This window comes from Brevibacillus migulae (genome assembly GCF_004521915.1).
Lineage (GTDB): Bacteria > Bacillota > Bacilli > Brevibacillales > Brevibacillaceae > Brevibacillus_F > Brevibacillus_F migulae.
The window spans coordinates 130,256-156,690 of sequence record NZ_SDKD01000009.1 but is presented as its reverse complement, the minus strand read 5'-3'; the positions used below and the strand labels follow the sequence as shown (position 1 = coordinate 156,690).

The window sequence follows — 26,435 nt, the reverse complement described above, 5'->3', positions numbered from 1 at the left end:
AGTGTCAGTGGTCTGTCGAGTGTGATAGCGGAAGCATGATGGTAAAGCATGGGCCATCCGGCAGATTTTCGACCTGAATGCTGCCTTGGTGCGCTTCCATGACAGCGCGGGCGATGGCCAGGCCCAAGCCATGCTTTCCTGCCTTTCCTTTGCGGAAGCGTTGAAACAGGTTGGGCAGCAGCGTTTCCTCGATCGGTGGCCCGTCATTCGCGAGCGTGATGATGACCTGCGAGGAGGCGGTATGCGCCCGGATGGTGAGCTTACTTTTCGCATAGCGCAATTGGTTTTCCAGGATGTTCATGAAGGCGACACTCAGCTGTTCCCCATCGGCCGTGATCAGCAGGGGTGACGGCATGCGGACATCCCATGCAATCTGCGGATTCAGGACGGAGAGACGCTGCTCTATCAACTCGAACATTTCGCTCAAATCAACCCGGCTGGTCTGCAGCATTTGGGATAGAGATTCAACCTTGGTGATATATAAGAGCTGCTCGACTACCTTTTCCAGCCGTTTGCTCTCCTCCATGATGATGGCAAGTCCTTTTTCCGCTTGCGGGCCCTGAAAAACGCCATCCAGCAAGCCCTGGGCATACCCCTGTATCGCCATGATCGGGGTTTTCAGCTCATGGGATATGTTTTGCACGAAGTGGCGCTGTGATTCATCGTACTCCTGCAGATGATTTTTCATCGCGTTGAAGGAGCGTGACAGCTGCCCGATTTCATCTTCGCGGTCCACCATCAGCGTGATGTCGAATTGGCGCTTGGCAATCCGCTGACAGGATTCCTCGAGCTTGCGCAGCGGGTTGCTCAAATAGCGGCTGAACCAGACGGCCAGCAGCATGCTGACAGCCAAGATGATGATGAAGACCAGCAGAAACTGTCGGGTCAACAGCGTGTTAATCTGGTTGATTTCCCGTTCCTTGGAGAACAGAATCATATAGTACTGGAAGCCGTGGTAGTCCATCTTTTTGCTGACAAACAGGTAGCTCTCCTGGCCGAAATCGAGACTGCCGTGCTGCGGTCGTTTCCCTGCGTAGGACGAGCTGACTTTATACAGAGCCTGGTAGGCATCCACCGGAATCCGCTCGGTGACCCGCTCGCCCAGCTTTTGGCCATCCGTCGAAAAAACGATGACATCAAATGAAAATTCATACCGGGACAGCAGCAATTGCAAAAAGTACGGAGCTGAAGCGGGAAACGGCAGCAGCTCGCGGTCTTCGCTGAAGGCAATGTGGCCGGACAGCGTTTGGAGCTCTTCTTCCAGCAGGGAATACGTATTGTTGACCAGGTATTGCTTGATGGTCAAAGGATACAAAATCCCTACACTGCCGCCGAGCAGCAGCGTCAGCAGCATGAACAAGATCAGGATTTGTCGGGAGAGCGGCAAATTCTTTAACTTCCACTGTGTCATACCGGCGTCATCCGATAGCCAAATCCGTAGACGGTCTCCAGCGGAAATTTGGGCATTTTTTTGCGGATTCGCTTGACGAGATCATCGACTGCGCGATCCGAGCCGATGTAATCCTCGCCCCAGATGGCAACCAGGATATGCTCCCGGTGCAGCGCCCGGTTTTGATTGCGCAGGAAATAAAGGATCAGGTCAAACTCCTTGGTTGTCAGCTCAATCAGCTTTTCGCCCTCTTTCACCAAGCGCCCGGCCTCTGAAATCAAATAGGGACCCACCGCTACCCAGTCTTGATAGACGACCGGAGCAGCCGCAGCAGGAGCGGAGGGCAAGGCACTGCGTTCATACGTGCGCTGCAGCAGCTTTTGTACGCGAATCACCAATTCGCGGGGAAGAAACGGCTTGGCGAGATAATCATCGCTACCGAGCTCCAGGCCGATGATTTTATCGATGTCCTGGTCACGGGCAGAGATAAAGATGATCGGCACGTCGGATTTGCTGCGGATCAGCCGGAGCAGTTCGTAGCCGTCGATGTCCGGCAGCATGATATCCAAAACCCATAAATGGGGCTGTTCTTCCTGTTCGAGTACGGGCAGTACTTCGGAGCCGCTCTGGAACGCTTTGACCTGGTAGCCCGCATTTTGCAGATAAGATTGAAGCAATTCCATGAGATTGGTTTCATCATCCACCAAATAAATGACATATGGTCGATTCATGCAAATCTCCCTCACTTTTTTCATAGAAGCTGTGTCATACACGTAAAAACATTGTAGCATAGGGGAAGAATGGATGTGTGGCAGAGGCGTAGCAGGAATGTGGGAATCTTGTGGAAGCAGGATTCACCAGCCGCTTGCCGAAATGGAAAAATGTGAAAACCGATTCAGGAAAGGAGCATATTTGATGTACCTACGATGGAAACCGGCTCTTTGCGCTGCGGTATTGACCACGTTGCTCGCGGCATGCAGCCAGGAGGCAGTGACGAATCCGCCGAAGCCGCCGCAAACCCAGCCAGCCAATCCCCAAGGACCTGAACAACCGCCTGCTCCTACCTATGCCTATACCGCTCCTTTTACGGGGATGGGGACCAATGAACATCTCGAGGGAAAACGACCGGTCATGGTCATGATCAACAACCATCCATATGCTAGGCCGCAATCTGGTCTGGATAAAGCCGACATCGTCTATGAAGTGCTGGCAGAAGGAGAGGTCACGCGCTTTCTGGCCATCTATCAAAGCCAAAAGCCGGAAGTCATCGGGCCTGTCCGCAGTATCCGCCCTTATTTTATTAAAATCGGGACGGGCTTTGATGCCTTCCTGATTCACGCCGGGGGCAGCCCGGAGGCTTTGGAGACGCTTGCCCATGCGGATTACGGGAATATCAATGAAATCAGCAATGGAGCCTACTTCTGGCGGGTCAACTTCCGCAAGGCTCCGCATAATTTGTATACCGATCTGGACCGGATTCAAAAGGCAGTCGCAGATAAAGGAATGCGCACGACGACGGAGCTGCCTTCCTTCTCCTTTTTGCCGGCGGATGCGGAAATTACCACGGGGCAGCCTGCCACCAAAATCGATCTTACTTACCATACATTGTATAAAGCGGGATACCAGTATGACGCGGGCAGCAAAAAGTATTTGCGCTTCACAGAAGGGAAGCCTCATCTGGATCTGACCACAAATCAGCAGCTTTCCGTTACGAATCTGCTCGTAATCGCGACAAGGCACCGAGTATTGGATAATGAAGGGCGGCGTGACGTCGATGTCGTCGGCCCGGGCGACGGGTATTTGTTCCAGCAAGGAAAAGCGAGACAGGTAAAATGGGTGCGAAAAATCGGTGTGATCCGGATATATGAGGATGCGGGCTTGACCAAAGAGTTGCCGCTGCTGCCCGGAAATACATGGATCAACATCGTGCCGAACATGCCCGGTCTTTCAAGTGCAGTAAAATTCCAATAACCCCTTGTGGGAACGACAACTTTCCAATAATATAGTTGTGGGGCTTTAACGCTTGAAAATTGTAAAGAAAAAAAGCTCATCATGCCACCGGGGTGATGTTATGCAATTGGAGAAACTGAAGGGCAAGGGTATTGAGCAACTGTTCGAAGCGATCTTGTCGTTGGAAACGATGGAGGAGTGCTATCAATTTTTTGATGATCTCTGCACGATCAACGAAATGCAATCGCTTGCGCAGCGGCTGGAAGTAGCGCGGATGCTGCGAAAAGGGCATACGTACAACCAGATTGAAGCAGAAACAGGCGCAAGCACGGCGACCATCTCACGGGTAAAGCGTTGCCTCAACTATGGCAATGACGGCTACCAGATGGCGCTGGAGCGGATTGGGAAATAGATTGGGAGGCAGCATACGTGATTGACATGACTGGCTGGCGTCATACATTCAAATTGGATCCTGATAAAAGCTTGGGAGAAGAAGCGCTCGAAGCTCTTTGTGAATCTGGCACCGATGCAGTGATCGTGGGCGGAACTCAGGGCATCACATTTGACAATACCTTGGAGCTCATGTCCAGGATTCGTCGTTATGCGGTGCCGGCTGTTCTCGAGGTATCGAGTCTGCAGGCCGTGGTTCCAGGCTTTGACGCTTTTCTGATTCCATTGGTGCTGAACGCAGGGGATCCAGACTGGATATTTGCGCCGCATGTCGAGGGATTGCATGCGTATGGGTCTTATATTCATTGGGATGACATCGTCACGGAAGGCTATGTCATTTTGAATCCGGAGGCCGCCGTGGCGAAAGTGACGAAAGCCAAGGCGGTAACCTCCAAGGAAGAAGCGAAGGCGTATGCCCAGGTCGCTTCCCGGATTTGCCGCTTGCCAATCGTCTATGCGGAATACAGCGGCTGTTACGGAGATCCCGAGTTTGTACGAGCGTGCAAAGCGGGCGCTGCCAATGCACAGTTGTTTTACGGCGGAGGAATTCGGACGGCTGCACAAGCAAGCGAGATGGCAGCGATCGCGGATACGATTGTAGTGGGCAATGTGATTTATGAAGACCTGTCAGCTGCACTGTCGACGGTGAAAGCGGTGCGGGAGCTGGACGGTGTATAACGGTCAGGTGTAGAGGCGCAACGGTTAAGAGTCCATTGCGTCTTTGCATTTACAGATCGGTAAAGTGGGAAATGAATATAAAAATATGTGATAAGTTCAGGAGAATGTGGTAGTATATAGGAAAGCTGAAGCAAAAAAGCCGTATGGTGCTGGAACACCATACGACTAAACAATAGACGTTCCCTCTAGAGGGGCGGCTCATGTTGCAGGGAGTAGATCATTGAGCGTGGTGACTCAAGGGTGATCTACTTCTTTTTATTGTTCAGAAGCAGAATAATGAGTGTCCCAAATGCGATCATCACACTGAGAGTCTCATATACTGTCATGGCATCACCCCCTTTCTGACGGGGATGAGCCGACCACCCTTGAGGAGCCGTTTCTATTGTTCCTTGCTATTATAGCATGTTGAACTTGAAGAAAAATTAATATTTTGGCAATTCATAATGCAACACGTGCTGAAGGCCGTTTTTCCCCATTCTCGTTATCCCTTTATCTTGAAAGCCTGTTTTTTCATAGAGGCGTTTGGCTGCCAGATTGCGGGCATTCACCGCAAGTACGATTTCTGTTAAGTCGGGGAAATGCTTGGCCGTAAACGCAGGCAAAAGCAGCATGGCAGCTTTGGCATAGCCCATTCCCTGATGAACATGATCAATGGAAAAGGCACGGAGCAGCAGTGCTCTTTCGTTGCTGGTAAAGGGACCGATCTCTTTTCCATGATGCAATACGAAAAATCCGACTGGCTTCTCGCCAGCCGTAATGACGACAGGGTGACGATTGGAATCACGCAGGGACTCGCTGAGTACCTCAGCAGGCAATGCGGTAAATTGCTTTTGCTCCTCTGGCAGATAAAAGGCGGATAAACCAGCAGAATGCTCTGGGCGATAAAAACATAACGTTACGTGCTTGGAGGTATCCTTTCCATAGATCCCCATGTACTGCTCACCTCGACAGGATAATGTGTATTGGCGGGTTCAATCAAAAAATGAATTTGGCAGGAGAGGAGATAATTCCTGCTTTTCCAGGAGACAGTGGATTTAGTTTGTTATTTTTCTTGACTGAACGATCCGAAAAGAGATATGATAATACTGGAAAGGAGGTGTCGGGAAGTGGGCAGAAGCAAGGAGTTCGATACGACGATGGTTTTGCATAAGGCGATGGAAGTCTTCGGTCACTATGGCTATGAGGGGACTTCGCTGCAAAATTTGCTCGATGGCTTGGGGATTGCCCGTCAAAGCCTGTATGACACATATGGGACAAAGCAGGATCTGTTCGTGTCTGCCGTCAAACACTATGTGACGGCGAAAACGGAAGTGGTGCTTGCTGAACTCCAACGTCCAGGAGCAGTCAAGGAAGCGATCGCCCGGATCTTTCGCGAAGGCGCAAATGTGCTGAAAGATGAAAGGCGGCGCAAGGAATGCTTTATCATGCATAGCGCGATCGACCAAGTTCCGCATATTCCGGAAATCGCCGCGTTTTTCCAACAGGATGTCGCCCGGCTGGAGCAGGCCTTTCATGAAGCACTGGTTCGTGCGAAAGAGCAAGGCGAACTCAGCGACCGTCACGATAACCTTGTGGCTTTGGCCCGCTATCTGAATCATGCGCGGCTGTCTTTGACCCAAACGGCTAAGTTGACTTCCGTTCCGCAGGTCTTGGACGATATCGTAGCAGTTACTCTTTCTGCTCTTGATTAATAGTGAAGCGAATGGGGGCTTCATTATTATTTTGCACATTTTAGACCGATCGATCTGGAAAATGAAAGTCGGGATGGACGTCTGGAAACGTACTTTTTTATTTGTTCTTTTTGGACTGAATGGTCTGTAAAAATTTCGAAGGGAGATTGTAGGTATGAATCAAAACAGACACAAGGGATTGGCCATCTTTATCCTTGCCTTATCCCAGTTGATTCTGGCGCTTGACTATACGATCATCTATGTGGCGTTGCCTTCGCTTGCCGCTGATCTTGGATTTACAACCAATCATTTGCAGTGGGTGGTAAGTGCGTACTCCTTGATTTACGGCGGATTTTTGCTGATTGGCGGCAGACTGTCGGATTTACTTGGCAGGCGAAAAATGTTTCTCATTGCGATGGGGCTTTTTGGCCTCGGCTCGCTGCTCGGTGGGGTTTCCGATTCCCAGTTGCTCTTGATTCTCGCAAGGGGTCTGCAAGGTCTGGGCGGAGCATTGCTTTCCCCTTCTACCTTGTCGCTGATCATGTCCAATTTTGAAGAAGGGGTAGAACGCAACCGTGCGCTGGGAATATGGGCAGCTATGGGGGGCGTCGGCTTGTCGCTTGGTTTGCTGCTGGGCGGGGTGTTAACGAGCTATATTGGCTGGGAATCAACCTTCCTCGTGAATGTGCCGATCGCTCTCTTTGTTATGATTCTGACTCCGTTTGTTCTCATGGAAAGCAGCAGCCAATCGAAAACGCGTCATTACGATCTTGCCGGAGCGTTTTCGGTGACACTGGGGATGATCCTGATCGTCTATTATCTGATCCAATCGCCTGCGGAAGGCTGGCTGCACACTGGCACGATCATTCCAGGCCTTGCCGGCGTTGCTTTGCTGCTGTTGTTTGTCGTCATTGAAGCCCGGACAAGGGACCCTTTGCTTCCGTTTCGGTTGTTTCGCAACCGCAGTTTGGTCGGGGCCACGCTATCGGCAGCATTATTCTCCGCCTCTTTCGGTACCTTGTACTATTTCCTGACGCTGTACACGCAGGAGGTCCTTCATTTTACCGCGATACAGTCGGGATTGAGCTTTTTACCTCTGACCATCAGTGCCTTTGCAGGTGCGAGACTGGTCAATCGATCGGTTGCTTCCATCGGTGTTTCCGGAACGATTGCAAGCGGGATGGTCCTTGGTGCGATCGGTTTTCTCCTTCTCGCCCAGCTGTCTGAAACGGGATCAGCCTGGGGGATCATCCCGGGGACGGTCATTGCCGGTCTGGGTCAGGCTCTTGTCTTTACGACCATGTACATTGCAGCGTCTACAGGCATTGACATCCATGAACAAGGTGTCGCCTCCGCGATCGTCTCGACTGGACAGCAAATCGGCGGCTCTATCGGGTTAGCCGTGCTAATGGCATTGATCTCCGCACGGTTGGGGTCAAATACTGCTTTGGAAAATCTGCAACCAGCCGATCTGAATGGAGCCATACAGACCGCCTTCTACCTGATTGCGGCAATTGCGGTTATCGGCTGCGTCGTAACGTACAGCATACTGAAAACGAAAAAAGCCAAGGCAGGTGATTCGTCTCAAGCGACTGCATAAAGAGGGGACGAAGCTGCTCGCCCAAGGCTTAAAAGCAAACCAATAAACCCCAAATTAGGGTGAATACCTAGTTCTCGTACTGGCCCCCATTAATACTATGGTAGCATCTCAATGGTGAAAGGAAGGTATTGATGGTTGCTGCTAATAGGATTCAATGGAAAATCAAATCCAAAGCAAAAGCAAAAACCAAATCAAAAGGGAAAGTAAGGCAAAGACATGTCCATGAATTCCTGGGAAGTACCAAACTCGCAGAAGAGGGCGATGATCGGCATAATCATCGTTTCGCTGGAGTTACTGGTGAAGCGATTCCATTTGGGAAAAGCCATGTGCATGTGATTAAAACGAATACCGATTTCCTTGATCACCACCATCAACTTCGTCGGATTGTGACCGGCCCGGCGATTCCTGTTGGAAACGGAAAACATATTCATTTTGTGAAAGGAACCACTACATTTGACGATGGGCATGTCCATGCTTTCAATTTTGCCACACTCATTGACAGACCATTGGTTTGAACGCATTGCGCATAGAAAAGTAGGGGAACCATCCCTACTTTCATTGGACAAGCACAATCGCTTCGCCTCCCGTGATTGGTCAGTACGGAAGCTTGCAGGACAACTTTAGGCAACACTGGAAACGCTTGAGCCGCTTTCCTCCATTTGGCCGTTCAATCCTAGAATGAAATGTCGATATACAAGGAGAGGGATTAACTATGTGCCTAGGAGGAACGATTGTGCCGAACAACAAGATGCTGGATCCAATGTGGGTAGAAAGTTACCTGAATGAGCAGGAAGAAAAAATGATGAACGAGCTGGATGCGGAAGAAACCAAAAGCATCATGCATGCCGTGCGAGTGATGTCCATGCAGCTCCTCTTAAAACAAGCGAAAAAATAAAAGGGAAAAGCAGACTGTCGGCAGAGAAATGGCCGGCGGTCTTTTCGTTTCATCGAACTTTTGCAATCAGATGAAAACACGGTTGCGCGTTGGCAGATAATGAACTAGCATCCCAACCAAAGATATGTCAAAATAAGAACGTATGTCTTCTTTTTTCTTTTTTAGGCTCCGCACAAAAGCTTGGCGCAGCCAAGTTTTCTATTGAAAGGTGGCAGTGACTGATGTTTTCAAAGGGGAATTTGCTGGCTGGCTTGAATCCGCAGCAAGCTGAAGCCGTCCAACATACAGAAGGTCCCGTCTTGATCCTCGCGGGTGCGGGCAGCGGAAAGACAAGAGTGCTGACACAGCGGATCGCTTATTTGATTTCGCAAAAAAATGTGGCGCCTTGGAGCATCCTGGCGATCACGTTTACGAATAAAGCGGCCAGAGAAATGAAAAACCGGGTGCAGAGCATCGTGGGAGCGGGCGGGGAGGAGATCTGGATTTCCACGTTCCACTCCCTCTGTGTGCGCATTTTGCGACGGGATATCGACCGCCTGGGCATTAATCGCAGCTTTAGCATTTTGGATGCGGGGGATCAGCTGTCGGTAGTCAAGCAGTGTCTGAAAGAGCTGAATATTGATCCGAAACAGTGTGAGCCGCGCTCTGTGCTGGCGGCCATCAGCGGGGCGAAAAATGAACTGCTCACCGCAGCCAAATACGCCGAGCGTGTAGGCGATCCTTTTACCAAAAACGTCGCCCGCGTCTACGAGCTGTATCAAAAAAAGCTGCGCACCAACCAATCGCTGGATTTTGACGATTTGATCATGACCACCGTTCGCCTTTTCCAGGAAGTACCAGAGGTGTTAGAATTCTATCAGAAGAAGTTCCGCTATATCCATGTGGACGAGTATCAAGATACCAACCGGGCGCAATACTTGTTGATCAAGATGCTTGGCGAAAAGTACCGCAATGTCTGCTGCGTGGGGGATGCCGACCAAAGTATCTATAAATGGCGCGGTGCGGATATCTCCATCATTTTGAACTTTGAGAAAGACTACCAGGAGGCAAAGATCATCAAGCTGGAGCAAAATTACCGCTCCACCAAGACGATTCTGGACGCCGCCAACAAGGTGATTGCGAATAACGCAGGGCGCAAGGAAAAGAATCTGTGGACCGAGAATCAGACGGGCGATAAGATCTATTACTTCCAGGGCGATTCCGAGCATGAGGAAGCCTACTTCATCGTAGAAACCATCAAACAGCAGCTGGCTACCTACCGCCGTTATGACAAGTTTGCCATTCTGTATCGGACCAATGCGCAGTCCCGTGTGATCGAGGATGTGTTCGTCAAATCGAACATACCGTATACGATCGTGGGCGGCACGAAGTTCTATGACCGAAAAGAGATTAAGGATGTATTGGCTTACCTGCGGGTCATTTCCAACCCGGATGATGACATCAGCCTGACCCGGATTATCAATGTACCGAAACGCAATATCGGGGACACGACGGTCGAGAAGCTTTCTTCTTACGCAGCCGCACATGGCATGAGCATGTATGCGGCGATCCAGGAAGTGGGCTACATGGGACTGCCTGCACGCACGACGAATGCGATCAGCGCCTTTGGCGAGCTCATGACCAATCTGATCGAAATGGCGGATTTCCTGAGCGTAACGGAGCTGGTGGAAGAAGTGCTGAAACGGACTGGCTACCGTGATTCCTTGCGCGAGGAAAAGACCATCGAAGCCGCAGCCAGACTGGAAAACATCGAGGAGTTTCTGTCTGTCACGCAGGAGTTCGAGAAGAAAAGCGAAGACCGCACCTTGCTCGCCTTCCTGACCGATTTGGCCTTGGTCGCGGATATTGATACACTGGGCGAAGATGCGGAAGAAAAAGCGCCGGAAGCCGTGGATGGGCAAGTGACGCTGATGACTTTGCACAGTGCCAAAGGATTGGAGTTTCCGGTCGTGTTTCTGGTGGGCATGGAGGAAGGTGTCTTCCCGCACAGCCGCGCTTTGTTTGACGATACGGAGATGGAAGAGGAGCGCCGTCTCGCTTATGTGGGGATTACCCGGGCGGAGGAGCGCCTCTATGTCACGGGTGCAAAAATGCGTACCCTCTTTGGCCGAACCAACTACAATCCGGCTTCCCGCTTTCTGCAGGAAATCCCGGAGGAGCTGCTGGAAGGGACAGAACGGAGCAGTTCACCGGCAGGCGGCGGCTTCGGGCTTGGACGCAGTGGAGCTGGCTTTGGTGGCGGAGGCAGCGGCTTTGGAGCCAGAAGCGGCGGAAGTTTTGGGAGCACAGGTTCAAGCTTTGGCAACCGCAGCGGGGAATCTCGTTTCGCGGCGAAGCCCACGGCTGCCACGGGCGGTGCTGCTCCGGCGGCACGAAGCTTCACACAGCCCGTCAAGCTGCCGCATCATGGAGCAGCTTCTGGCGTCGAGTGGAGATTAGGAGATAAGGTTAAGCATGCGAAATGGGGAATCGGCACCATCGTGAAGACGAAAGGAAGCGGCGATGATCTCGAACTGGATATCGCGTTCCCAAGTCCAACCGGCATCAAGAAGCTGTTGGCCAAGTTCGCCCCTGTAGAAAAAGTGTAAGCTTACTGGAAGGATGAACAATCGATGGATCGACTGACCGCGGAAAAAAAAATCTTGGAATTGCGCAACGAAATAGACCGTCATAACCGTCTATATCATGTAGAGGACCGTCCGGAAATTAGCGACCAGGAATACGATCAATTAATGCGGGAGCTTCGCGATCTGGAGGATCTTTTCCCGGACATGGTCACCCCGGATTCTCCTACGCAGCGCGTGGGCGGAGAACCGCTGCCTTATTTCGAAAAAGTGGTGCACAAGTCGCCGATGCTCAGCTTGGGCAATGCGTTCGGGGCAGATGATCTGCGTGATTTCGACCGCCGTGTAAAAAGCGCGCTTGGGAATCAGCAGGTACGTTACATGTGCGAGCTGAAAATTGACGGATTGGCGATCTCCCTGCACTATGAGAATGGCATGTTCGTCCGTGGCGCTACCCGTGGAGATGGTACGGTCGGGGAAGACATTACGCAAAATCTGCGGACCATCCGCTCGATTCCCCTGCGCTTGTCGCGGCCGCTGACCTTGGAGGCGCGCGGAGAGGCATATATGCCGAAGCGTGCGTTCGAAAAGCTGAATAAAGAGCGGGAAGAACGCGGGGAGGCGCTTTTTGCCAATCCGCGCAACTCGGCGGCAGGATCGCTGCGCCAGTTGGATCCAAAGATCGCAGCATCCCGTCAACTGGATACTTTTATCTACGGGCTGGGTGAGCTGGTGGGAGAGACAGTGGAATCGCACAGCGAAGGGTTGGATCTGCTGGAGTCCCTCCATTTCAAGGTGAATCCGGAGCGGCGCGTATTTGATGATATGGAAGATGTAATCGAATTTATCAACGGCTGGACGGTAAAACGTCCGGAACTGCCGTATGAGATCGACGGCATGGTGATCAAGGTGGACAGCTATGCCCAGCAGCAGGAGCTTGGTTTTACCGCGAAAAGCCCGCGCTGGGCCATCGCTTACAAGTTCCCGGCGGAGGAAGCAGTCACCGTACTGGAAGGGATCGAGGTCACGGTCGGACGCACAGGTGCCGTCACGCCGACAGCCCTGCTCAAGCCTGTCAGCTTGGCGGGGACTACCGTGAAGCGGGCCAGCCTGCATAATGAAGACATCATCAGGGAAAAGGGACTTTTGATCGGGGATCATGTGGTCGTGAAGAAGGCCGGAGACATTATCCCGGAAATCGTGGCCGTACTGCCAGAGCGTCGTACGGGCAACGAGACGCCGTTCGCCATGCCGACGCATTGTCCGGAATGCGGCAGTGAGCTATTGCGCATCGACGAGGAAGTGGCGCTGCGCTGCGTCAACCAGAGCTGTCCTGCATTGGCGCGGGAGGGTATGATCCATTTTGTCTCCCGGCAGGCGATGAATATCGAGGGCTTGGGCGAAAAGGTGATCGCTCAGCTGTTCGAAAGCGGCCTGATCGCCAATGTAGCGGATTTGTACGATCTCCATGAAAAACGCGACCAATTGCTGCAGATGGAGCGCATGGGTGAAAAGTCAGTGGACAATATGCTGGCAGCGATTGAAGGGAGCAAGGAAAACTCCGTGGAGCGCCTGATTTTCGGGCTGGGCATCAGACTGGTCGGAGCCAAGGCTGCCCGCGTGCTGGCGGAGCATTTCGGGGATATCGACGGGATCATGAATGCCTCGGAGGAGGAGCTGACCCAGATTGATGAAATCGGTCCGAAAATGGCAGCAAGCATCGTCAGCTACTTTTCTCTGCCGCAGTCTCGGGAGATTATCGACCGGTTGAAGCGAGCTGGCGTCAATATGATCTTCAAGGGGGCGCGTACCGTCGAAGGTATCGATTCGCCATTTGCCGGCAAAACGATTGTCCTGACTGGTACGCTGGCGCAGATGTCTCGTACGGAAGCGGAAGAAAAAATCGCGCTGCTGGGCGGAAAAGTAACAGGCAGCGTAAGCAAAAAAACCGATATCGTGATTGCCGGGGAAAAAGCCGGCTCGAAGCTGGAAAAAGCAGAGAAACTGGGCATCACCGTATTGGATGAAGCAGCCTTCTTAGCACTCTTGGAAGAATCAAAGGAATAGAAGCGCGTAGAAGACTGCAGTAAGGAAGTGAGAGAGATGAAGGGCATTATACGATTTTGGATCGGTCTTGCTTTATTTCTGGTAGCGACAGGCTGCAGTAGTCAAGAATCTTCTACAGAAAACGGAAAGTCATCGGTTGTCGCCGCTACGGTTTTGGGGGATTTAACCTATCAGGATGTGCTGCAAAAAGGAGCGGTCATCCATAATCTGGCGATGACAGACAGTGAAAAAATATGGATCGGCACGTTTGCAGGATTATTCAGTTCATCGGACAACAATCTGTGGTATGAGATCTCGCCAAAGCTGGCAAGCGTGGATGTGGCAGGGTGGTACATCGATCCCGAAGTTTCCACCAATATCTATATCGGCGGCAACCATGTGATGAAGAAATCGAAAGACGGCGGAAAGAACTGGAGCGATTTTAACGAGGGCTTGCCGGAAAATCCGGATATTCGCGGTTTGATCGGAATGAAAAAAGACGGTGATCTGCATCTATACGCGGCCGTATCCGGTGATGGTGTATACCAATCGGTGAACGGAGCAGCGTGGAAAAAATGGATGCCGCTCGATCAGGAAGTCTATGCAATCGCGTACCAAAAGGTCGAGGATCGGATCTATGTCGCGACCCAGTACGGCTTGCTGTACGCAACGGATAAGACGTGGGAACCGGAGCAGCCGGGCAACGTGGAGCAAATCTATTCGCTCTGCATTGATGAACGCGACGGAGCTATCTATGTAGCGACGGAGCAGGGTGTCCTGAAAAAGGAAAAGGGAGAATGGTCCGCTTTCGTTCATAAGGCTCCGGAGCGGCTTGTCGTATTGAGCCAAGGAAAAGGGGATTACCAGCTGGTAGGTGTCGGAGAGTCGGCCTATATATACACGCTGCGCAATGATACCTGGACCCGGATGGAATAATTGCAGAAGAAAAAGGAGTGCCTTCATTGGAGAAAATCGCCATCGTAGATATGGGCTCCAACACGATACGCATGGTCATCTTTCAGGTAAGCAATCAAGCGTACCACCTGATTGACGATACAAAGGAAACGGTTCGCCTGAGCGAAAAGATGGGGGAAGAGCGGACGCTGAAGCCTGCTGCAATCAAGCGGGCGATGGCTGCTCTTTTGCGCTTTATGAAAATATGCAGGTCGCGAGGTGTCAATCGCATTGTGCCGGTCACAACGGCGGCCGTGCGTCAGGCGGTGAATGGCGCTGAATTTCTGCAGCAGGTCGAGCGGGAAACCGGCTTGGTGTTTCGGATCTTAAGCGGTCACGAGGAAGCGTACTATGGATTTTTGGGCGTGAAAAATGGATTTACTCATGCGGGCGGTTATACGTTGGACATCGGTGGAGGAAGCAGTGAAGTCACTTTCTTCGACAAGCGTGCCCTGGAGCACTCGGTAAGCATGCCTTATGGCGCCCTCACGCTGACCGAACGCTTTCGTTTGGAAGGCGGCGAGGGGCGGGTGGCCATTCAGGAGCTGCGTCATTATTTGCGGGATTCGCTGCAAGCAGTGCCGTGGATGGGCACGCGAACAGGTCTCCCGCTGTTTGGCTTGGGCGGAACGGTTCGCAATATCGCCCGTGTGCATCGGCAATTGATCCGGTATCCATTGGAAAGTGCCCACCATTACGAGATGGACAAAAGCCAGGTAGATGCGACAATGGAGATGCTGGGTGGCCTATCTTTGAAGGAGCTGCAGGAGCTGCCCGGCTTGTCCAAGGAGCGTGCCGATTTGATCGTGGCAGGAGGTTTGATTATCCAGACGCTCATGGAGACTACCCAAGCCCCGTCTTTGCTGATCAGCGGAAACGGTTTGCGTGAAGGGCTGTTCTACGAGTATTTGCATGATCAGGTATTCCAAGAAGCGGACGACGATGTGCTGATGAACGAAGTGGTCAATCTGATGCGCTATTACCACGTCAATGAAGCGCACTCTCGCCATGTAGCCCATCTTTCATTGCGGCTGTTTGATGAGTTGGCACCGATCCATGGGATGGACGAATCCGCACGCAAGGTGCTCCAGGTAGCCGCCCATCTTCATGATGTGGGGGTGGCGGTCAGCTTCTATGATTGGCAGGTGCATACAGCGTATGTCCTGCTCCATTCCAAAATACCGGGGCTGACTCATCGTGAACGACTGCTGGTTTCTCTCATCGCCTCCTATAAAAACAAGAAAAAGATGCGCGAGCTGCTGACGCCGTATCGGGGATTGTTGGAGTCTGACGATGAAGATACCATTCAGAAGCTGGGGATCCTGCTGCTCATGGCCAGAGCGCTGGATCGCGCGTTATCCCACGATATCGAGGATCTCCGCTGCGCCATCAGCGACAAGCGTGTCCAGATCATGCTCAAAAGCGTCGATCCGGATATCCATCTGGAATTGAAAGAAGCGAGCGAGTATCAGCAGCGTTTTGAAAAAGTGTTTGGCCGGGAGTACGTATTGGTGAAGGAGCATAGCAGCACGGAGTAATGGGAATGAAGGAGCGTAACGATGAAAACTAGATGGTTACGATTTGGTCTGGCAGCAGGGCTTGCGGTAATCACCACGGCCTGCTCGCTGTGGCCGGGGAAAGAGGAGACGAAGGAAACGCCAACGCCAACCATTTCGCCGGTGATTGAAGTCTCGGAAAATTACTATGGCAGTGTACCGCCTTACCGGCAAAATCAGACGCGCGGGATGCTCTCCAGACTCACTCCATCTTCATATCGCATGGATTTCAGCCATCTGGAGTTGGGGTTAATGGAGATTGCCCAAGAGACGTTTTCCAACGAAGATTTTTATTTTCAAGAGGGACAACAAATCAAAAAGGAACAGGTAACGGCGTGGCTGTCGCGGGCCAAGGATGATCCTGCGGGAATCAACCCGGATCAAGGGCCATCCTTGCTCGTGCATGTGCTCGAGCATGATTATTTGGAGAAGGAGACACGCAAGCTGTCGGGCATCGTCCTTGGCCTCTCGCTGTCTCCGGTATATGAGGATGCATCCGGTCAGCAAAAAAAATATACCGTAGAGGAGCTGCGGACAAAAGGACAGCAGATTGCTGCGCGGATCGTGCAAACCGTGCGCGCCGAAAATCAGCAGATTCCGATGGTGGTCGCATTGTATCAGGTGCCTGATCGCAACTCGACAATGATCCCGGGCAACTTCATTTCAACGGGAACGGTGAATGCGTCAGATAGCTCCGTTTCCAAATGGCAGCCGATCGACGAGAAATATTATTTGTTTCCGAGCACAGAGGTAGAAAAAGATCAGCCGCAAATTTCCCTGCAGTTTGACAAGCTGATGAAGCAAATCCAGTCATTCTTCCAGGAATATGTGGGCATCACCGGGACAGGGCGGTTTATGGGCGGAAAGATGACAGAGTTGACGATTACCGCTACAGCGGAATACGACTCGCGTACAGAGGTCCTGCAATTTACTCAATTTGCAGCGAGCTTGATTAACCAATTGATTGACAAGGATGTGCATGTCAATTTGTACGTTCAGTCGATTAACCAGCCGCTGTCGATCTATGTCCGTCCGCCAGAGGGCGAACCGTATATGCATATTTATCGAAAATAAGTAGAAAAAAATGGCTGCGCGGAGTCTTACGCACAGCCATAGGTGCACTTGTGTCGACGGGAATTCCAGTAATCCCGCCGGCCAACCAACACCAGCCGGTGAACTGGCTGGTGTTTTTGTTTTTGGCTATTCCGGTGTCCAGGTCGGATGGTCGGTAAACAATCCGTTGCCGATGCCGAGTTCATACATCATCATCAGTCCGAATACGATGCTAAAAGAAGCTGTCGCCAATCCCAGATAGCGATGAAAGGTATGCAATCGCGTCGTAAAGATATAAGGCAGTCCGATGACCAAGGTGCAGACCATCATGCCTGCCATGGTTCCCAGCCCGAAGATCAACAGATAGATGGCACCAAGTGTTGGAGAGGGGATGAGTGTCAATAGCATCAACGCAACAGCTGCCGAGCCGGCCAGTCCGTGAATCAGACCAATGATGAAGGGGCGAAGGAGAATGGTTTCCTGAGCACTCTCCTGGGGGCGAATGAACTTCCGAAAGCTGATGATGCCAAGCACGACGATCATTACACCCACTGAAAACTCCATAAATAGGCCAACGTGCGGGGGGATCACGATCTGCAAGTAAATGATCAGCGACCCGACCAACAGGATCGTAACCGTATGTCCAAGTCCCCAGAAGGCGCCAATCATAGCCGCAACCGATAGTTTTTTCTGGCGGCTGACGATCGTGGTCACGGCGACGACGTGATCCGCATCGGTCGCATGGCGCATTCCTAATAAAAATCCAACCAACAATATGTACCAAGCTTCCATCATGTCCCTCCCCCATATCAATCGTATGCTTTCCAACGATGGAACATTTCCATTTTACATGATAATGGCAAAGAAGAACACTGGTGTATATTTTTGAACATAGGTTGAACAAAAGTGTTCAAGAGCTTCTGTCTGGAAACATGCGTGGAAACGTTATGAAATGCAAAGACTAGAGGATATCTTACGTGTTTCAGAAAGTTGGTATGATCCTTGCAAGTTCTAAGAGGAAGGTAGATGAACCCAAAGAGTCTTTATTGAGGAGGACATTAGATCATGCTTATCGATTTTAAAAATGAGCCATTTACGAATTTCCGCCTGCCAGAAAATAAAAAGGCATTTGAAGAAGCGCTGGCAAAGGTAGAAAGCGAGCTGGGCCGCGAGTACGATCTGATCATTGGCGGTGAGCGGATCAAGACGGAAAAGAAATCCCGTTCGATCAATCCTTCCAATAAGGATCAAGTAATCGGCATCGTGTCCCAAGCGGATCAAGCCTTGGCTGAAAAAGCGATGCAAGCAGCTGTTAGCACCTTTGAAACATGGAAAGCAGTGCCTGCACAAGCTCGTTCCCGTTATCTTTATAAAGCAGCTGCGATCCTGCGCCGTCGCAAGCATGAATTTTCCGCTTGGCTGGTAAAGGAAGCAGGAAAAAGCTGGTCGGAAGCGGATGCCGATACGGCAGAAGCAATCGACTTTATGGAATACTATGCACGTCAAATGGATAAATTGGCTGAGCGCCATCCATTGACTCGCATTCCTGGAGAAGACAATGAGCTGTATTACATCCCGCTTGGCGTAGGGGTTGTGATTCCGCCATGGAACTTCCCGCTTGCCATCATGGTGGGGATGACAACAGCTGCACTCGTTGCTGGAAATACCGTTGTCCTGAAGCCAGCCTCCACTACTCCCGTGATCGCGGCGAAATTCATGGAAATTTTGGAGGATGCAGGCGTACCTGCAGGTGTAGTCAATTTCGTGCCAGGAAGCGGCAGCGAGATCGGTGATTACCTGGTTGAGCATACGCAAACACGTTTCATCAGCTTCACAGGCTCCCGTGATGTCGGTCTGCGCATCAACGAATTGGCAGCGAAGCATCGTCCGGGACAAAAATGGATGAAGCGTCTGGTAGCCGAGATGGGCGGAAAAGATTCCATCATCGTTGACAGCGATTGCGATCTGGAACTGGCTGCTCAATCCATCGTGGCATCAGCATTCGGTTTCTCTGGTCAAAAATGCTCGGCTTGCTCCCGCGCAATCGTGCATCAAGATGTGTATGACCAAGTGCTGAATCGCGTGGTTGAACTGACCAAGCAGCTGACTGTTGGCGATGTTGTGAATCCTGATTTCTACACAGGACCTGTGGTGGATGACAAAGCCTACAATAAAATTCTGGAATACATCGAGATCGGAAAAACCGAAGGCAAGCTGATGGCAGGTGGAGAGAAAGCGGAAGGAAACGGCTACTTCATCAAGCCAACGGTGTTTGCCGACGTAGATCCGCAAGCCCGCATCATGCAAGAAGAGATTTTTGGTCCAGTGGTTGCCTTCTGCAAAGCGCGTGACTTCGACCATGCTCTGGAGATCGGCAACAATACCGAATACGGTTTGACTGGAGCAGTAATCAGCCGCAACCGTGCCAACCTCGAAAAAGCACGCACCGAATTCCATGTCGGTAACCTGTACTTCAACCGTAAATGTACGGGTGCGCTGGTCGGCACACATCCATTTGGCGGATTCAACATGTCCGGTACAGACTCCAAAGCAGGCGGACCGGATTACCTGCTGCTCTTCACGCAGGCAAAACTGGTTTCCGAGTTGCTCTAATCTAGTCCACAGAATGTATACAAAAACGGTTGTCCGCGCTAGGCATGCGGGCAACCGTTTTCTTCTATTTCGTGGCTTTGGTGGGGAGAGCATGTTCCGAAACTCCGCTTCATTCTACGCCCCGCTGAGAGTGGGAACTGTCCGCTCCACAGCAAATCGCAGGGGTCCGCAAAAGTGGGAATGCTACGTGGCTGCGGTGAGGAGAGCATGTCTCGAAACTCCGCTTCATTCTACGCCCCGCTGAGAGTGGGGACTGTCCGCTCCACAGCAAATCGCAGGGGTCCGCAAAAGTGGCAGCCGCTCCGCAGCTCGGGCAGGTTGCGGCCCTTTTTCCTGCGATTCACTGCTCCGCTGGGAAGGGCTCCGCAGGCGCTCCGTTTCGAAACATGCTCTCCAACGTAGCAGAAGCTATATTAAAAAGATAAAAGGAGTGAATGAAAGCATTAAGTCATCGTACTTTTCAGTTTTTATCCGTCCGCCTTTGCGTTACAGCCACGTGAGGAAGGGAAGAGAGGGACGGGGCGGAGTTTTTGCCACGCCTACAAAGGTGGAGCTTCCAAAAACGGTACACGCTTGTCGCGCAACCTCTACGTATGAATAGGCTTCCTCGAAACTTTTGCGTGACGTACCGTTTTTGGCAGCGGAACCGGACAGTAAACACTCCCCTGCAGGTGTGGCAAGTATGTAGCCCCGCCCTCTCTTCCCTTCCCCCACCACGATGTTTGCACAATTGTTTGTTATACAGAAAGAACGGATCGACCAGACTAAAAAGAAAAGAGTCTTAGGCTGGTGAGGTCTTATCGTCTATTATCTGGTTCCGTTCTTGGCATCCTTTTTTCTGGTGTATCTGCTGATTCCGTTGGCCAAGCAGGTCGCCTGGCGGTTTCGATTGATTGATATGCCGATTGGCAGAAAGGCGCATACCAAACCAATGCCCCTGTCTGGCGGAATCGCGATGTACGCAGGGATCGTTGCCATTACGGCGTGCTTTGCGGGAATGAATGCGTTATGGCTGGTGCTGACGATTGGAGGTGCGCTCTTAATCGGGGTTGGCACGCTGGATGATTGGTACAAAGCCCGGCGAATGGAGTTTCCAGTCATGCCGAAATTGCTTGTACAGCTTTTGGCAGCGACTTTGGCTTTTGCGATGGATATCCGGTTTCGGGGGCTTGGCCTTTCCTGGTTGGGCGGAGGAGATCATGCCTTCTTTCAATTTCCGCTCTGGCTTGCCTATCTGGCTACCGTAATCTGGATTCTCGGCTTGATCAACATGCTCAATTTTCTTGACGGCGCAGATGGTCTGGCTGGAGGGGTTACAACGCTGGCAGCGACCACCTTGTTTTTTATCGCACTGGTAAAAGAGCAGGAGCTGACTGCCCTGATCGCAATCGTGCTGATAGGGGCAACATTAGCGTTTCTGCGGTTCAATTTTTTTCCTGCAGAATTATTCATGGGTGATGCGGGAGCGACGTTTTTAGGCTTTGCCCTGGGAATCGTCTCGTTGGAAGGATCGATGAAAGGGGCTACGATGATTTCCCTGGTCGTGACGGTGCTGGCATTGGGGCTGCCTGTTATGGATACGCTGCAGGTCATGATCAGCCGATTGCTGGCGGGTACCTCCATCACGCAGGCGGACAGGAGGCATGTCCACCATCGCCTCATGTCGCGCGGGCTGACCGCCAAGCAGACTGTAGTCGTTTTATATGTCGTCAGCTTCTTGTTTTCGGTTGTTTCGCTTTTGCTGTTTTTAGCGGTTACTTAGGCTGGCTGTATAGTTTATAGCGGTTGCGGCCGAGATCCTTTGCCTGGTACAGCGCTTCGTCAGCTCGTCCGATCAGTTCATATTTTTCCTGGCCGTCACGGGGATAGAGAGAAATCCCCACGCTGACGGTGACGCTTAGTTGCTGCTGTTTGATGAGCCAAGGCTGTCCCAGCGAATGAATAATCCGTTCCGCGATCCTGGCCACTTCTTCTTCGTTGGCAATGTCTGGAAGGATAATGACGAATTCGTCCCCGCCAAAGCGGGACAGAATGTCCGTATCCCGCACACAGTAGCGCAGGCGCTTGGATAAGCCGCGCAGAAATTCATCGCCCGCCTCGTGGCCGAGCGTGTCGTTGATCTTCTTGAAATCATCGCAATCGAGATACATGACGGCGAGCATTTTGCGATTCTCTTGTGTTTGTTTAAGCGCATCATCGATCAGATCATACAGTTTACGGCGATTGGGTAGCTCAGTCAGCATGTCATGATACGCCATGTAGTGCAGCTGGTCCTCCAGCCGCTTGCGCTCGGTAATATCGCGAGTGACGGAAAAAACATGGGTACAGATGCCCACTGAATTAAAAATGGGAGTCAGTACGGATTCGCCGCAAATGTCTTCCTCGTCGATGAAGGAGAAGGGTTTGCGGGAACGTACAGCTTCCCTGTATTGATGATTCATGCGATTTGCTTTTTCAGGCGGATATACTTCTTCAAACGTTTTTCCGTAGGCTTCTTCGGTGAGTCCGGCAACACGCATGGCGCTCGGATTCATCATGACGTATCGGAACGTACTTTCATCTTCGACAGCCATCAGGAAAATCATGTCGGAAATCGGATCAAAAAAGCGGGAAAGGACCTGACCGTATTCCTGAATCAGCTCCGTCAGATCTAATGTGGACATATCGCTACGTCTCCTTAATCCTTCACAATCAACTGCTCATTTTTCATTATAGTATACGACTACGGTTATGCAAATCTCGTCTTTTGCCGAAACCTGTCGGCTTTGCATACAAGGTTTGCTCCCACAAGTGGTTCATGGTAGAGTATGGGGTAGTATGATAGCCGGGAAAGTCCGATCTTTTGGGAGATGACATATGAGTAAAAAACTGCTTGGCGGTATTATCCATCGTTTACCGCAAAATGCACTTTCGCGTACCATGGGGAAAATCACGGGTACACGATTCAGTCGAATGGCAATACGGCGTTATATCCGGCATTATCAGATTGATGTCGAGTCGATCGAAAAGCCGGTTGAACAGTATAAATCCTTAAAAGAGTTTTTTACGCGCCGCTTGAAGCCCGGAGCAAGGCCGATCGCTGCCGGCACCGACACGATTGTCAGTCCGGTCGACGGTACCGTGTCCCAGCTCGGGGATATCCAGGAGGGCACGCTGATCCAGGCAAAAGGAAAGGCGTATCGGGTGAGCGAGCTGCTGGGGGGATCGGAGGAGCTGGCCAAGCGCTATCAAGGCGGGAAGTTCATCACGATCTATCTCAGCCCGCGTGATTATCATCGGATTCATATGCCGGTAAATGGCACGCTGCACTCCTACACGTATGTGCCGGGGCGCTTGTATCCGGTGAATCAGTTGGGCGTGGAGCAGGTCGACCGACTTTTTGCCCGCAATGAACGGCTGGTCACGTTTGTCGAGTCGGAGGAAATCGGCTCTGTCGCGGTAGTGAAGGTAGGGGCGCTCTTCGTGGGCAGCGTAAAAGTCACCTACTGCCGAGCGACTACGAACGTGAAGCGCGGGAAACCGGAGAGCGAGCCGATCGTAAACACCCCTTATTTGCAAAAAGGAGACGAACTGGGCTGGTTTGAATTTGGCTCCACGGTGATTCTCGTTTTTGAAAATGGACAGATTGACTGGGCTCCCGACGTGAATGTGGGCAGCAAGCTGATCATGGGGCAATTGCTGGCGAAAAAAAGATGATAGCATATGCACTGAATCGACCTTGGCTATCAGCTGGGTCGATTTTTTTACGGTATCAGAAAAGATAAGCTTCACGGCGAATCAGCCTGATACCGCATGAAAAACTTCCTCTAAAGAAGGTCTCGACAACTTCTTCGGGGTTGCTTCTATTGAAGTTTTACTTACACATACGGGGGGAAGCTTGCCGACATGTCTATGACACTGCTACGATCCTATAATTTCTTTTACTTTTCCATGTTTTCCGTGTTCCTGTCGTTTCTTCCGGTCTATCTGTCTGCTCAAGGCGTATCCAAGACACAGATTGGTTTTCTGATTGCCATGGGCGGTCTTGTCGGGATGTTCTCCCAGCCTTTATGGGGAGTCGTCAGCGACAAAACGAAAACGGTCAAGAAAGTGCTGTTGCTGATCTTATCTGCATCCATTCTCGTGGGAACGCTTTTATTTCAGACTACGCAGCTTTCCTTGCTGATACTGCTTGTCGGGCTGATGTATTTTTTCTTCATGCCCACCGATCCATTGACGGAAAGCCTGAATTTTCAGCTTTCGCAGAAGCATCAAATCAATTATGGGTCGGTTCGCATGTTCGGCGCGCTTGGTTATGCCTGTGCTTCGCTGATCATCGGGTACAGCTCGGACCATTTCGGCATGGGCAGCATGATGGTTCTCTTTCTCGGCTACGGTTTGATTACGCTGTTATTTGGTCTGGCGCTGCCGGATGTCCCTGCGAACGCGAAGAAGCTCGCATGGAAGGATTTGCGGGCTTTTTTTGCCAAGCGGGAGACGATTACCTTCTTTATTCTCGTATTTCTGCTGGCGATTCCCCACCGATTGAATGACAATTTCATCGGGATTTATGTGGAGTCGTTGGGAGGCAATATCCGGTTGATCGGGCAAGCATGGTTCCTGATGACGCTGGTGGAGGTGCTCTTTTTTGCGATGAGTCATCGCTTCGTCAAGCCGGGGAATGAATGGAAGGTGATCACGGCTGCGGGAGGGATCTACGCCATCCGTTTTTATCTCTCGTCGATCGTAACGGATCCGCATCTCGTGGTGTATCTCCAGCTGCTGCAGGGTGTCACGTTTGTCCTGTTTTACACCGCTGCGATTCAATATTTGTACACGATCATCCCGGAAGAATGGAGAGCGACGGGACAAACCATTCTCGCGGTACTGTTCTTCGGCGTGTCAGGTATTTTTGGCTCCGTGATCGGCGGCTGGATTTTTGAGGTGTATGGCGGCAGTATGCTGTATACCGTCATGGCTGTACTTTCGCTGCTGGGGGTTGCTTACAGCCTGCTGATGGCGGGAAGGGCGAAAAGCAGAGGCAGATCCTAGTGACATGTTGGTTCTTGGCGAAAAATTGAGGTAAAAAATATTTGATCGCTTTAAACCGATAAATTCCGACCAAGCAAATTGACTATCGCTGCTTTATTCAAGTATGATCGAAGTTATGATATAGCATTGAGGCTGTTTTCCATGGCTTGGAGCAGCCGTGTTTTCTTTAGCACGTTTTTGGAGGTGGAGTGAAATGGGTGCCATTACACGAAAAGAAGTAGAGCATGTGGCCAATCTTGCGCGTCTGCAATTGACAGAAGATGAGGCGGAGCGAGTTACGAATGATTTGAATGCGATTCTGGTTTTTGCAGCCAAGCTGGATGAATTGGATACATCGGATGTTCCGGCTACGAGTCACGCGACGGATGTGAAAAATGTGATGCGCGAAGACGTCAATCGCCCATCCCTGCCGCAGGAAGAAGTCTTGCGGAATGCACCGGAGCATGAGGACGGGCAAATCAAAGTGCCGGCGGTATTTGAATAAGGCATCGGCGAAAGGAGGAGACTTCAGTGTCACTATTTGATCAAAAACTGTCGGATATACATAGCCAGCTGCGCAGCAAGCAGCTCAGTGTGAGCGATCTCGTGGAAGCATCGCTCAAGCAGGTAAGCGAGACGGATGATACCATCAAAGCGGTCCTGCGCGTAGATGAAGAAGGAGCGCGCCAGCAGGCAAAAGCGCTGGACGAGCGTCTGGCCAAAGGGGACGAGCAGTTGGGACTGCTGTTTGGCTTGCCGGCAGGGGTAAAGGATAACATCGTCACAAAAGGGATCGTAACTACCTGCGCAAGCAAATTTTTGTCCAACTACGACCCGCTCTATGATGGAACGGTGAGCAGCAAGCTGCGTGAGGCAGATGCCGTGATCGTCGGAAAATGCAACATGGATGAGTTTGCCATGGGAGGCTCCAACGAAAACTCCGGATTCTATCCGGCGAGAAACCCGTGGAATCCCGAGTATGTGCCGGGTGGATCCAGCGGCGGTTCTGCAGCAGCGATGGCAGCGCGCCAATTTTTCTTTACGCTTGGTTCGGACACAGGCGGTTCGATTCGCCAGCCTGCAGCGTTCTGCGGCGTCGTGGGAATGAAGCCGACATACGGCCGCGTGTCCCGCTTTGGACTGGTTGCCTTTGCTTCTTCCCTGGATCAAATCGGTCCGATCACGAAAAATGTGGAGGATGCAGCGTACGTCCTGCAGGCGATTGCCGGCTACGATGAGCTGGATTCGACTTCTGCCAACGTAGATGTGCCTGACTTCCGCGCAGCGCTGACAGGTGAGGTCAAAGGACTTCGCATCGGGGTACCGCGCGAGCTGATCGGAGAAGGAATCGATCCGGAAGTCAGAGAGGCTGTACTCGCAGCGCTGAAGCAGCTGGAAAGCATGGGCGCGACATGGGGAGAGATCTCGATGCCGCATACCGAATACGCGGTTCCGGCTTACTATCTGCTGTCCTCCTCGGAAGCATCGTCCAACCTCGCGCGCTTTGACGGCGTTCGCTACGGCGTGCGCGCAGACAATGCGGCGAATCTGCTGGAAATGTACAAGGAATCCCGCAGCCAAGGCTTCGGGGCAGAGGTAAAGCGCCGGATCATGCTGGGTACTTACGCATTATCCGCAGGCTACTACGATGCTTATTACAAAAAGGCGCAGCAGGTGCGTACGTTGATCATTCGCGACTTCCAGGCTGCTTTTGACCAATATGACGTCATCCTTCACCCGACCACACCGACTACGGCCTTCAAGCTGGGCGACAAGCTCGATGATCCGGTGAAGATGTATCTCGAAGATATTTGTACCGTTCCGGTAAACCTCGCGGGTCTGCCAGCCATCAGCGTGCCATGCGGCTTTTCCGCAAATGGTCTGCCGATCGGCATGCAGCTCGTCGGAAAAGCATTCGACGAAGCGACGATCCTGCGCGTGGCGCATGCCTATGAGCAAGCGACAAGCCATCATCAGCGCAAACCGGAATTGGTGAGGGGGTAAGC

Annotated in this window: 24 protein-coding genes; 18 read left to right on the top strand and 6 right to left on the bottom strand. The window is 51.7% G+C overall.

The genetic code is table 11. The features are described 5' to 3' along the window. Window positions 1-4: 4 nt before the first annotated feature. Together EIZ37_RS12600 and EIZ37_RS12595 are read right to left on the bottom strand one after the other, a co-directional pair. Window positions 5-1,411, bottom strand: a complete 1,407-nt coding sequence (locus EIZ37_RS12600) for a sensor histidine kinase (protein ID WP_134684958.1) — start codon at window positions 1,409-1,411, stop codon at window positions 5-7. After that, on the bottom strand, window positions 1,408-2,121 hold the full coding sequence (locus tag EIZ37_RS12595; protein WP_134684957.1) for a response regulator transcription factor: 714 nt from the start codon (window positions 2,119-2,121) through the stop codon (window positions 1,408-1,410). Before EIZ37_RS12595 ends, EIZ37_RS12600 begins: the two co-directional genes overlap by 4 nt. A 184-nt stretch (window positions 2,122-2,305) precedes the next feature. Between EIZ37_RS12595 and EIZ37_RS12590 the strand changes: the two genes are divergently transcribed. The 3 genes from EIZ37_RS12590 to pcrB all read left to right on the top strand — a co-directional run bounded on the left by EIZ37_RS12590 (window position 2,306) and on the right by pcrB (window position 4,468). After that, window positions 2,306-3,361: a DUF3048 domain-containing protein gene (locus tag EIZ37_RS12590; protein WP_134684956.1), complete on the top strand. Its 1,056-nt coding sequence runs from the start codon at window positions 2,306-2,308 to the stop codon at window positions 3,359-3,361. Window positions 3,362-3,461: 100 nt separating this feature from the next. Then, on the top strand, window positions 3,462-3,752 hold the full coding sequence (locus EIZ37_RS12585; protein ID WP_134684955.1) for a YerC/YecD family TrpR-related protein: 291 nt from the start codon (window positions 3,462-3,464) through the stop codon (window positions 3,750-3,752). Between the two features lie 17 nt (window positions 3,753-3,769). Beyond that, window positions 3,770-4,468: a heptaprenylglyceryl phosphate synthase gene (gene pcrB, locus EIZ37_RS12580; protein ID WP_134684954.1), complete on the top strand. Its 699-nt coding sequence runs from the start codon at window positions 3,770-3,772 to the stop codon at window positions 4,466-4,468. 245 nt (window positions 4,469-4,713) lie between these two features. Here the strand turns inward: pcrB and EIZ37_RS26730 are convergent, their stop codons facing one another. Both EIZ37_RS26730 and EIZ37_RS12575 read right to left on the bottom strand, forming a co-directional pair. Continuing rightward, complete coding sequence (locus tag EIZ37_RS26730) at window positions 4,714-4,794, bottom strand: putative holin-like toxin (protein ID WP_407921137.1); 81 nt, start codon at window positions 4,792-4,794, stop codon at window positions 4,714-4,716. A 96-nt stretch (window positions 4,795-4,890) separates the two neighbouring features. Then, complete coding sequence (locus EIZ37_RS12575) at window positions 4,891-5,400, bottom strand: GNAT family N-acetyltransferase (RefSeq protein ID WP_134684953.1); 510 nt, start codon at window positions 5,398-5,400, stop codon at window positions 4,891-4,893. A 174-nt stretch (window positions 5,401-5,574) separates the two neighbouring features. Here EIZ37_RS12575 and EIZ37_RS12570 point away from each other — a divergent pair, with 174 nt between their 5' ends. From EIZ37_RS12570 to EIZ37_RS12535, 9 genes are all read left to right on the top strand, one after another. After that, entirely contained in the window at window positions 5,575-6,159 is a 585-nt protein-coding gene (locus tag EIZ37_RS12570; RefSeq protein WP_134684952.1) for a TetR/AcrR family transcriptional regulator, read from the top strand. A 154-nt stretch (window positions 6,160-6,313) separates the two neighbouring features. Then, complete coding sequence (locus EIZ37_RS12565) at window positions 6,314-7,738, top strand: MFS transporter (RefSeq protein ID WP_134684951.1); 1,425 nt, start codon at window positions 6,314-6,316, stop codon at window positions 7,736-7,738. A 131-nt stretch (window positions 7,739-7,869) separates the two neighbouring features. Then, window positions 7,870-8,253, top strand: a complete 384-nt coding sequence (locus EIZ37_RS12560; protein WP_134684950.1) for a YmaF family protein — start codon at window positions 7,870-7,872, stop codon at window positions 8,251-8,253. 218 nt (window positions 8,254-8,471) lie between these two features. Continuing rightward, window positions 8,472-8,633 (top strand): hypothetical protein, encoded by a 162-nt coding sequence (locus EIZ37_RS25935; RefSeq protein ID WP_167568829.1) that lies wholly within the window; start codon window positions 8,472-8,474, stop codon window positions 8,631-8,633. A gap of 221 nt (window positions 8,634-8,854) precedes the next feature. Then, complete coding sequence (pcrA, locus tag EIZ37_RS12555; protein WP_134684949.1) at window positions 8,855-11,221, top strand: DNA helicase PcrA; 2,367 nt, start codon at window positions 8,855-8,857, stop codon at window positions 11,219-11,221. A 24-nt stretch (window positions 11,222-11,245) separates the two neighbouring features. Further along, entirely contained in the window at window positions 11,246-13,264 is a 2,019-nt protein-coding gene (gene ligA, locus EIZ37_RS12550) for an NAD-dependent DNA ligase LigA (RefSeq protein ID WP_134684948.1), read from the top strand. A 36-nt stretch (window positions 13,265-13,300) separates the two neighbouring features. Continuing rightward, window positions 13,301-14,179, top strand: a complete 879-nt coding sequence (locus tag EIZ37_RS12545; RefSeq protein WP_134684947.1) for a beta propeller repeat protein — start codon at window positions 13,301-13,303, stop codon at window positions 14,177-14,179. 26 nt (window positions 14,180-14,205) lie between these two features. Further along, window positions 14,206-15,735: a Ppx/GppA phosphatase family protein gene (locus EIZ37_RS12540; protein WP_134684946.1), complete on the top strand. Its 1,530-nt coding sequence runs from the start codon at window positions 14,206-14,208 to the stop codon at window positions 15,733-15,735. Window positions 15,736-15,756: 21 nt separating this feature from the next. Continuing rightward, window positions 15,757-16,827 (top strand): CamS family sex pheromone protein, encoded by a 1,071-nt coding sequence (locus tag EIZ37_RS12535; RefSeq protein ID WP_134684945.1) that lies wholly within the window; start codon window positions 15,757-15,759, stop codon window positions 16,825-16,827. Window positions 16,828-16,953: 126 nt separating this feature from the next. Here EIZ37_RS12535 and EIZ37_RS12530 read toward each other — a convergent pair whose 3' ends face one another. Further along, window positions 16,954-17,601, bottom strand: a complete 648-nt coding sequence (locus tag EIZ37_RS12530) for a hypothetical protein (RefSeq protein ID WP_134684944.1) — start codon at window positions 17,599-17,601, stop codon at window positions 16,954-16,956. Window positions 17,602-17,871: 270 nt separating this feature from the next. On the opposite strand from EIZ37_RS12530, the gene pruA reads away from it, so the two are divergent. Together pruA and EIZ37_RS12520 are read left to right on the top strand one after the other, a co-directional pair. After that, entirely contained in the window at window positions 17,872-19,419 is a 1,548-nt protein-coding gene (gene pruA / locus EIZ37_RS12525) for an L-glutamate gamma-semialdehyde dehydrogenase (RefSeq protein ID WP_134684943.1), read from the top strand. Window positions 19,420-20,242: 823 nt separating this feature from the next. Next, the gene (locus EIZ37_RS12520) at window positions 20,243-21,181 is read left to right on the top strand and encodes an MraY family glycosyltransferase (RefSeq protein ID WP_235827983.1); all 939 of its coding nucleotides are present in this window, start codon (window positions 20,243-20,245) and stop codon (window positions 21,179-21,181) included. On the opposite strand, the gene EIZ37_RS12515 is transcribed toward EIZ37_RS12520, so the two are convergent. Next, a complete protein-coding gene (locus tag EIZ37_RS12515) occupies window positions 21,174-22,082 on the bottom strand; it encodes a diguanylate cyclase domain-containing protein (RefSeq protein WP_134684942.1) in 909 nt (302 codons plus the stop codon). The genes EIZ37_RS12520 and EIZ37_RS12515 overlap by 8 nt on opposite strands. A gap of 193 nt (window positions 22,083-22,275) precedes the next feature. Here EIZ37_RS12515 and asd point away from each other — a divergent pair, with 193 nt between their 5' ends. The 4 genes from asd (at window position 22,276) to gatA (ending at window position 26,433) form a co-directional block, all read left to right on the top strand. Beyond that, on the top strand, window positions 22,276-23,115 hold the full coding sequence (gene asd / locus EIZ37_RS12510) for an archaetidylserine decarboxylase (protein ID WP_134684941.1): 840 nt from the start codon (window positions 22,276-22,278) through the stop codon (window positions 23,113-23,115). A 189-nt stretch (window positions 23,116-23,304) separates the two neighbouring features. Then, window positions 23,305-24,450, top strand: a complete 1,146-nt coding sequence (locus EIZ37_RS12505) for an MFS transporter (RefSeq protein WP_134684940.1) — start codon at window positions 23,305-23,307, stop codon at window positions 24,448-24,450. Window positions 24,451-24,643: 193 nt separating this feature from the next. Then, entirely contained in the window at window positions 24,644-24,934 is a 291-nt protein-coding gene (gatC, locus tag EIZ37_RS12500; protein ID WP_134684939.1) for an Asp-tRNA(Asn)/Glu-tRNA(Gln) amidotransferase subunit GatC, read from the top strand. Between the two features lie 26 nt (window positions 24,935-24,960). Beyond that, window positions 24,961-26,433 (top strand): Asp-tRNA(Asn)/Glu-tRNA(Gln) amidotransferase subunit GatA, encoded by a 1,473-nt coding sequence (gatA, locus tag EIZ37_RS12495; protein ID WP_134684938.1) that lies wholly within the window; start codon window positions 24,961-24,963, stop codon window positions 26,431-26,433. Window positions 26,434-26,435: the final 2 nt, after the last annotated feature.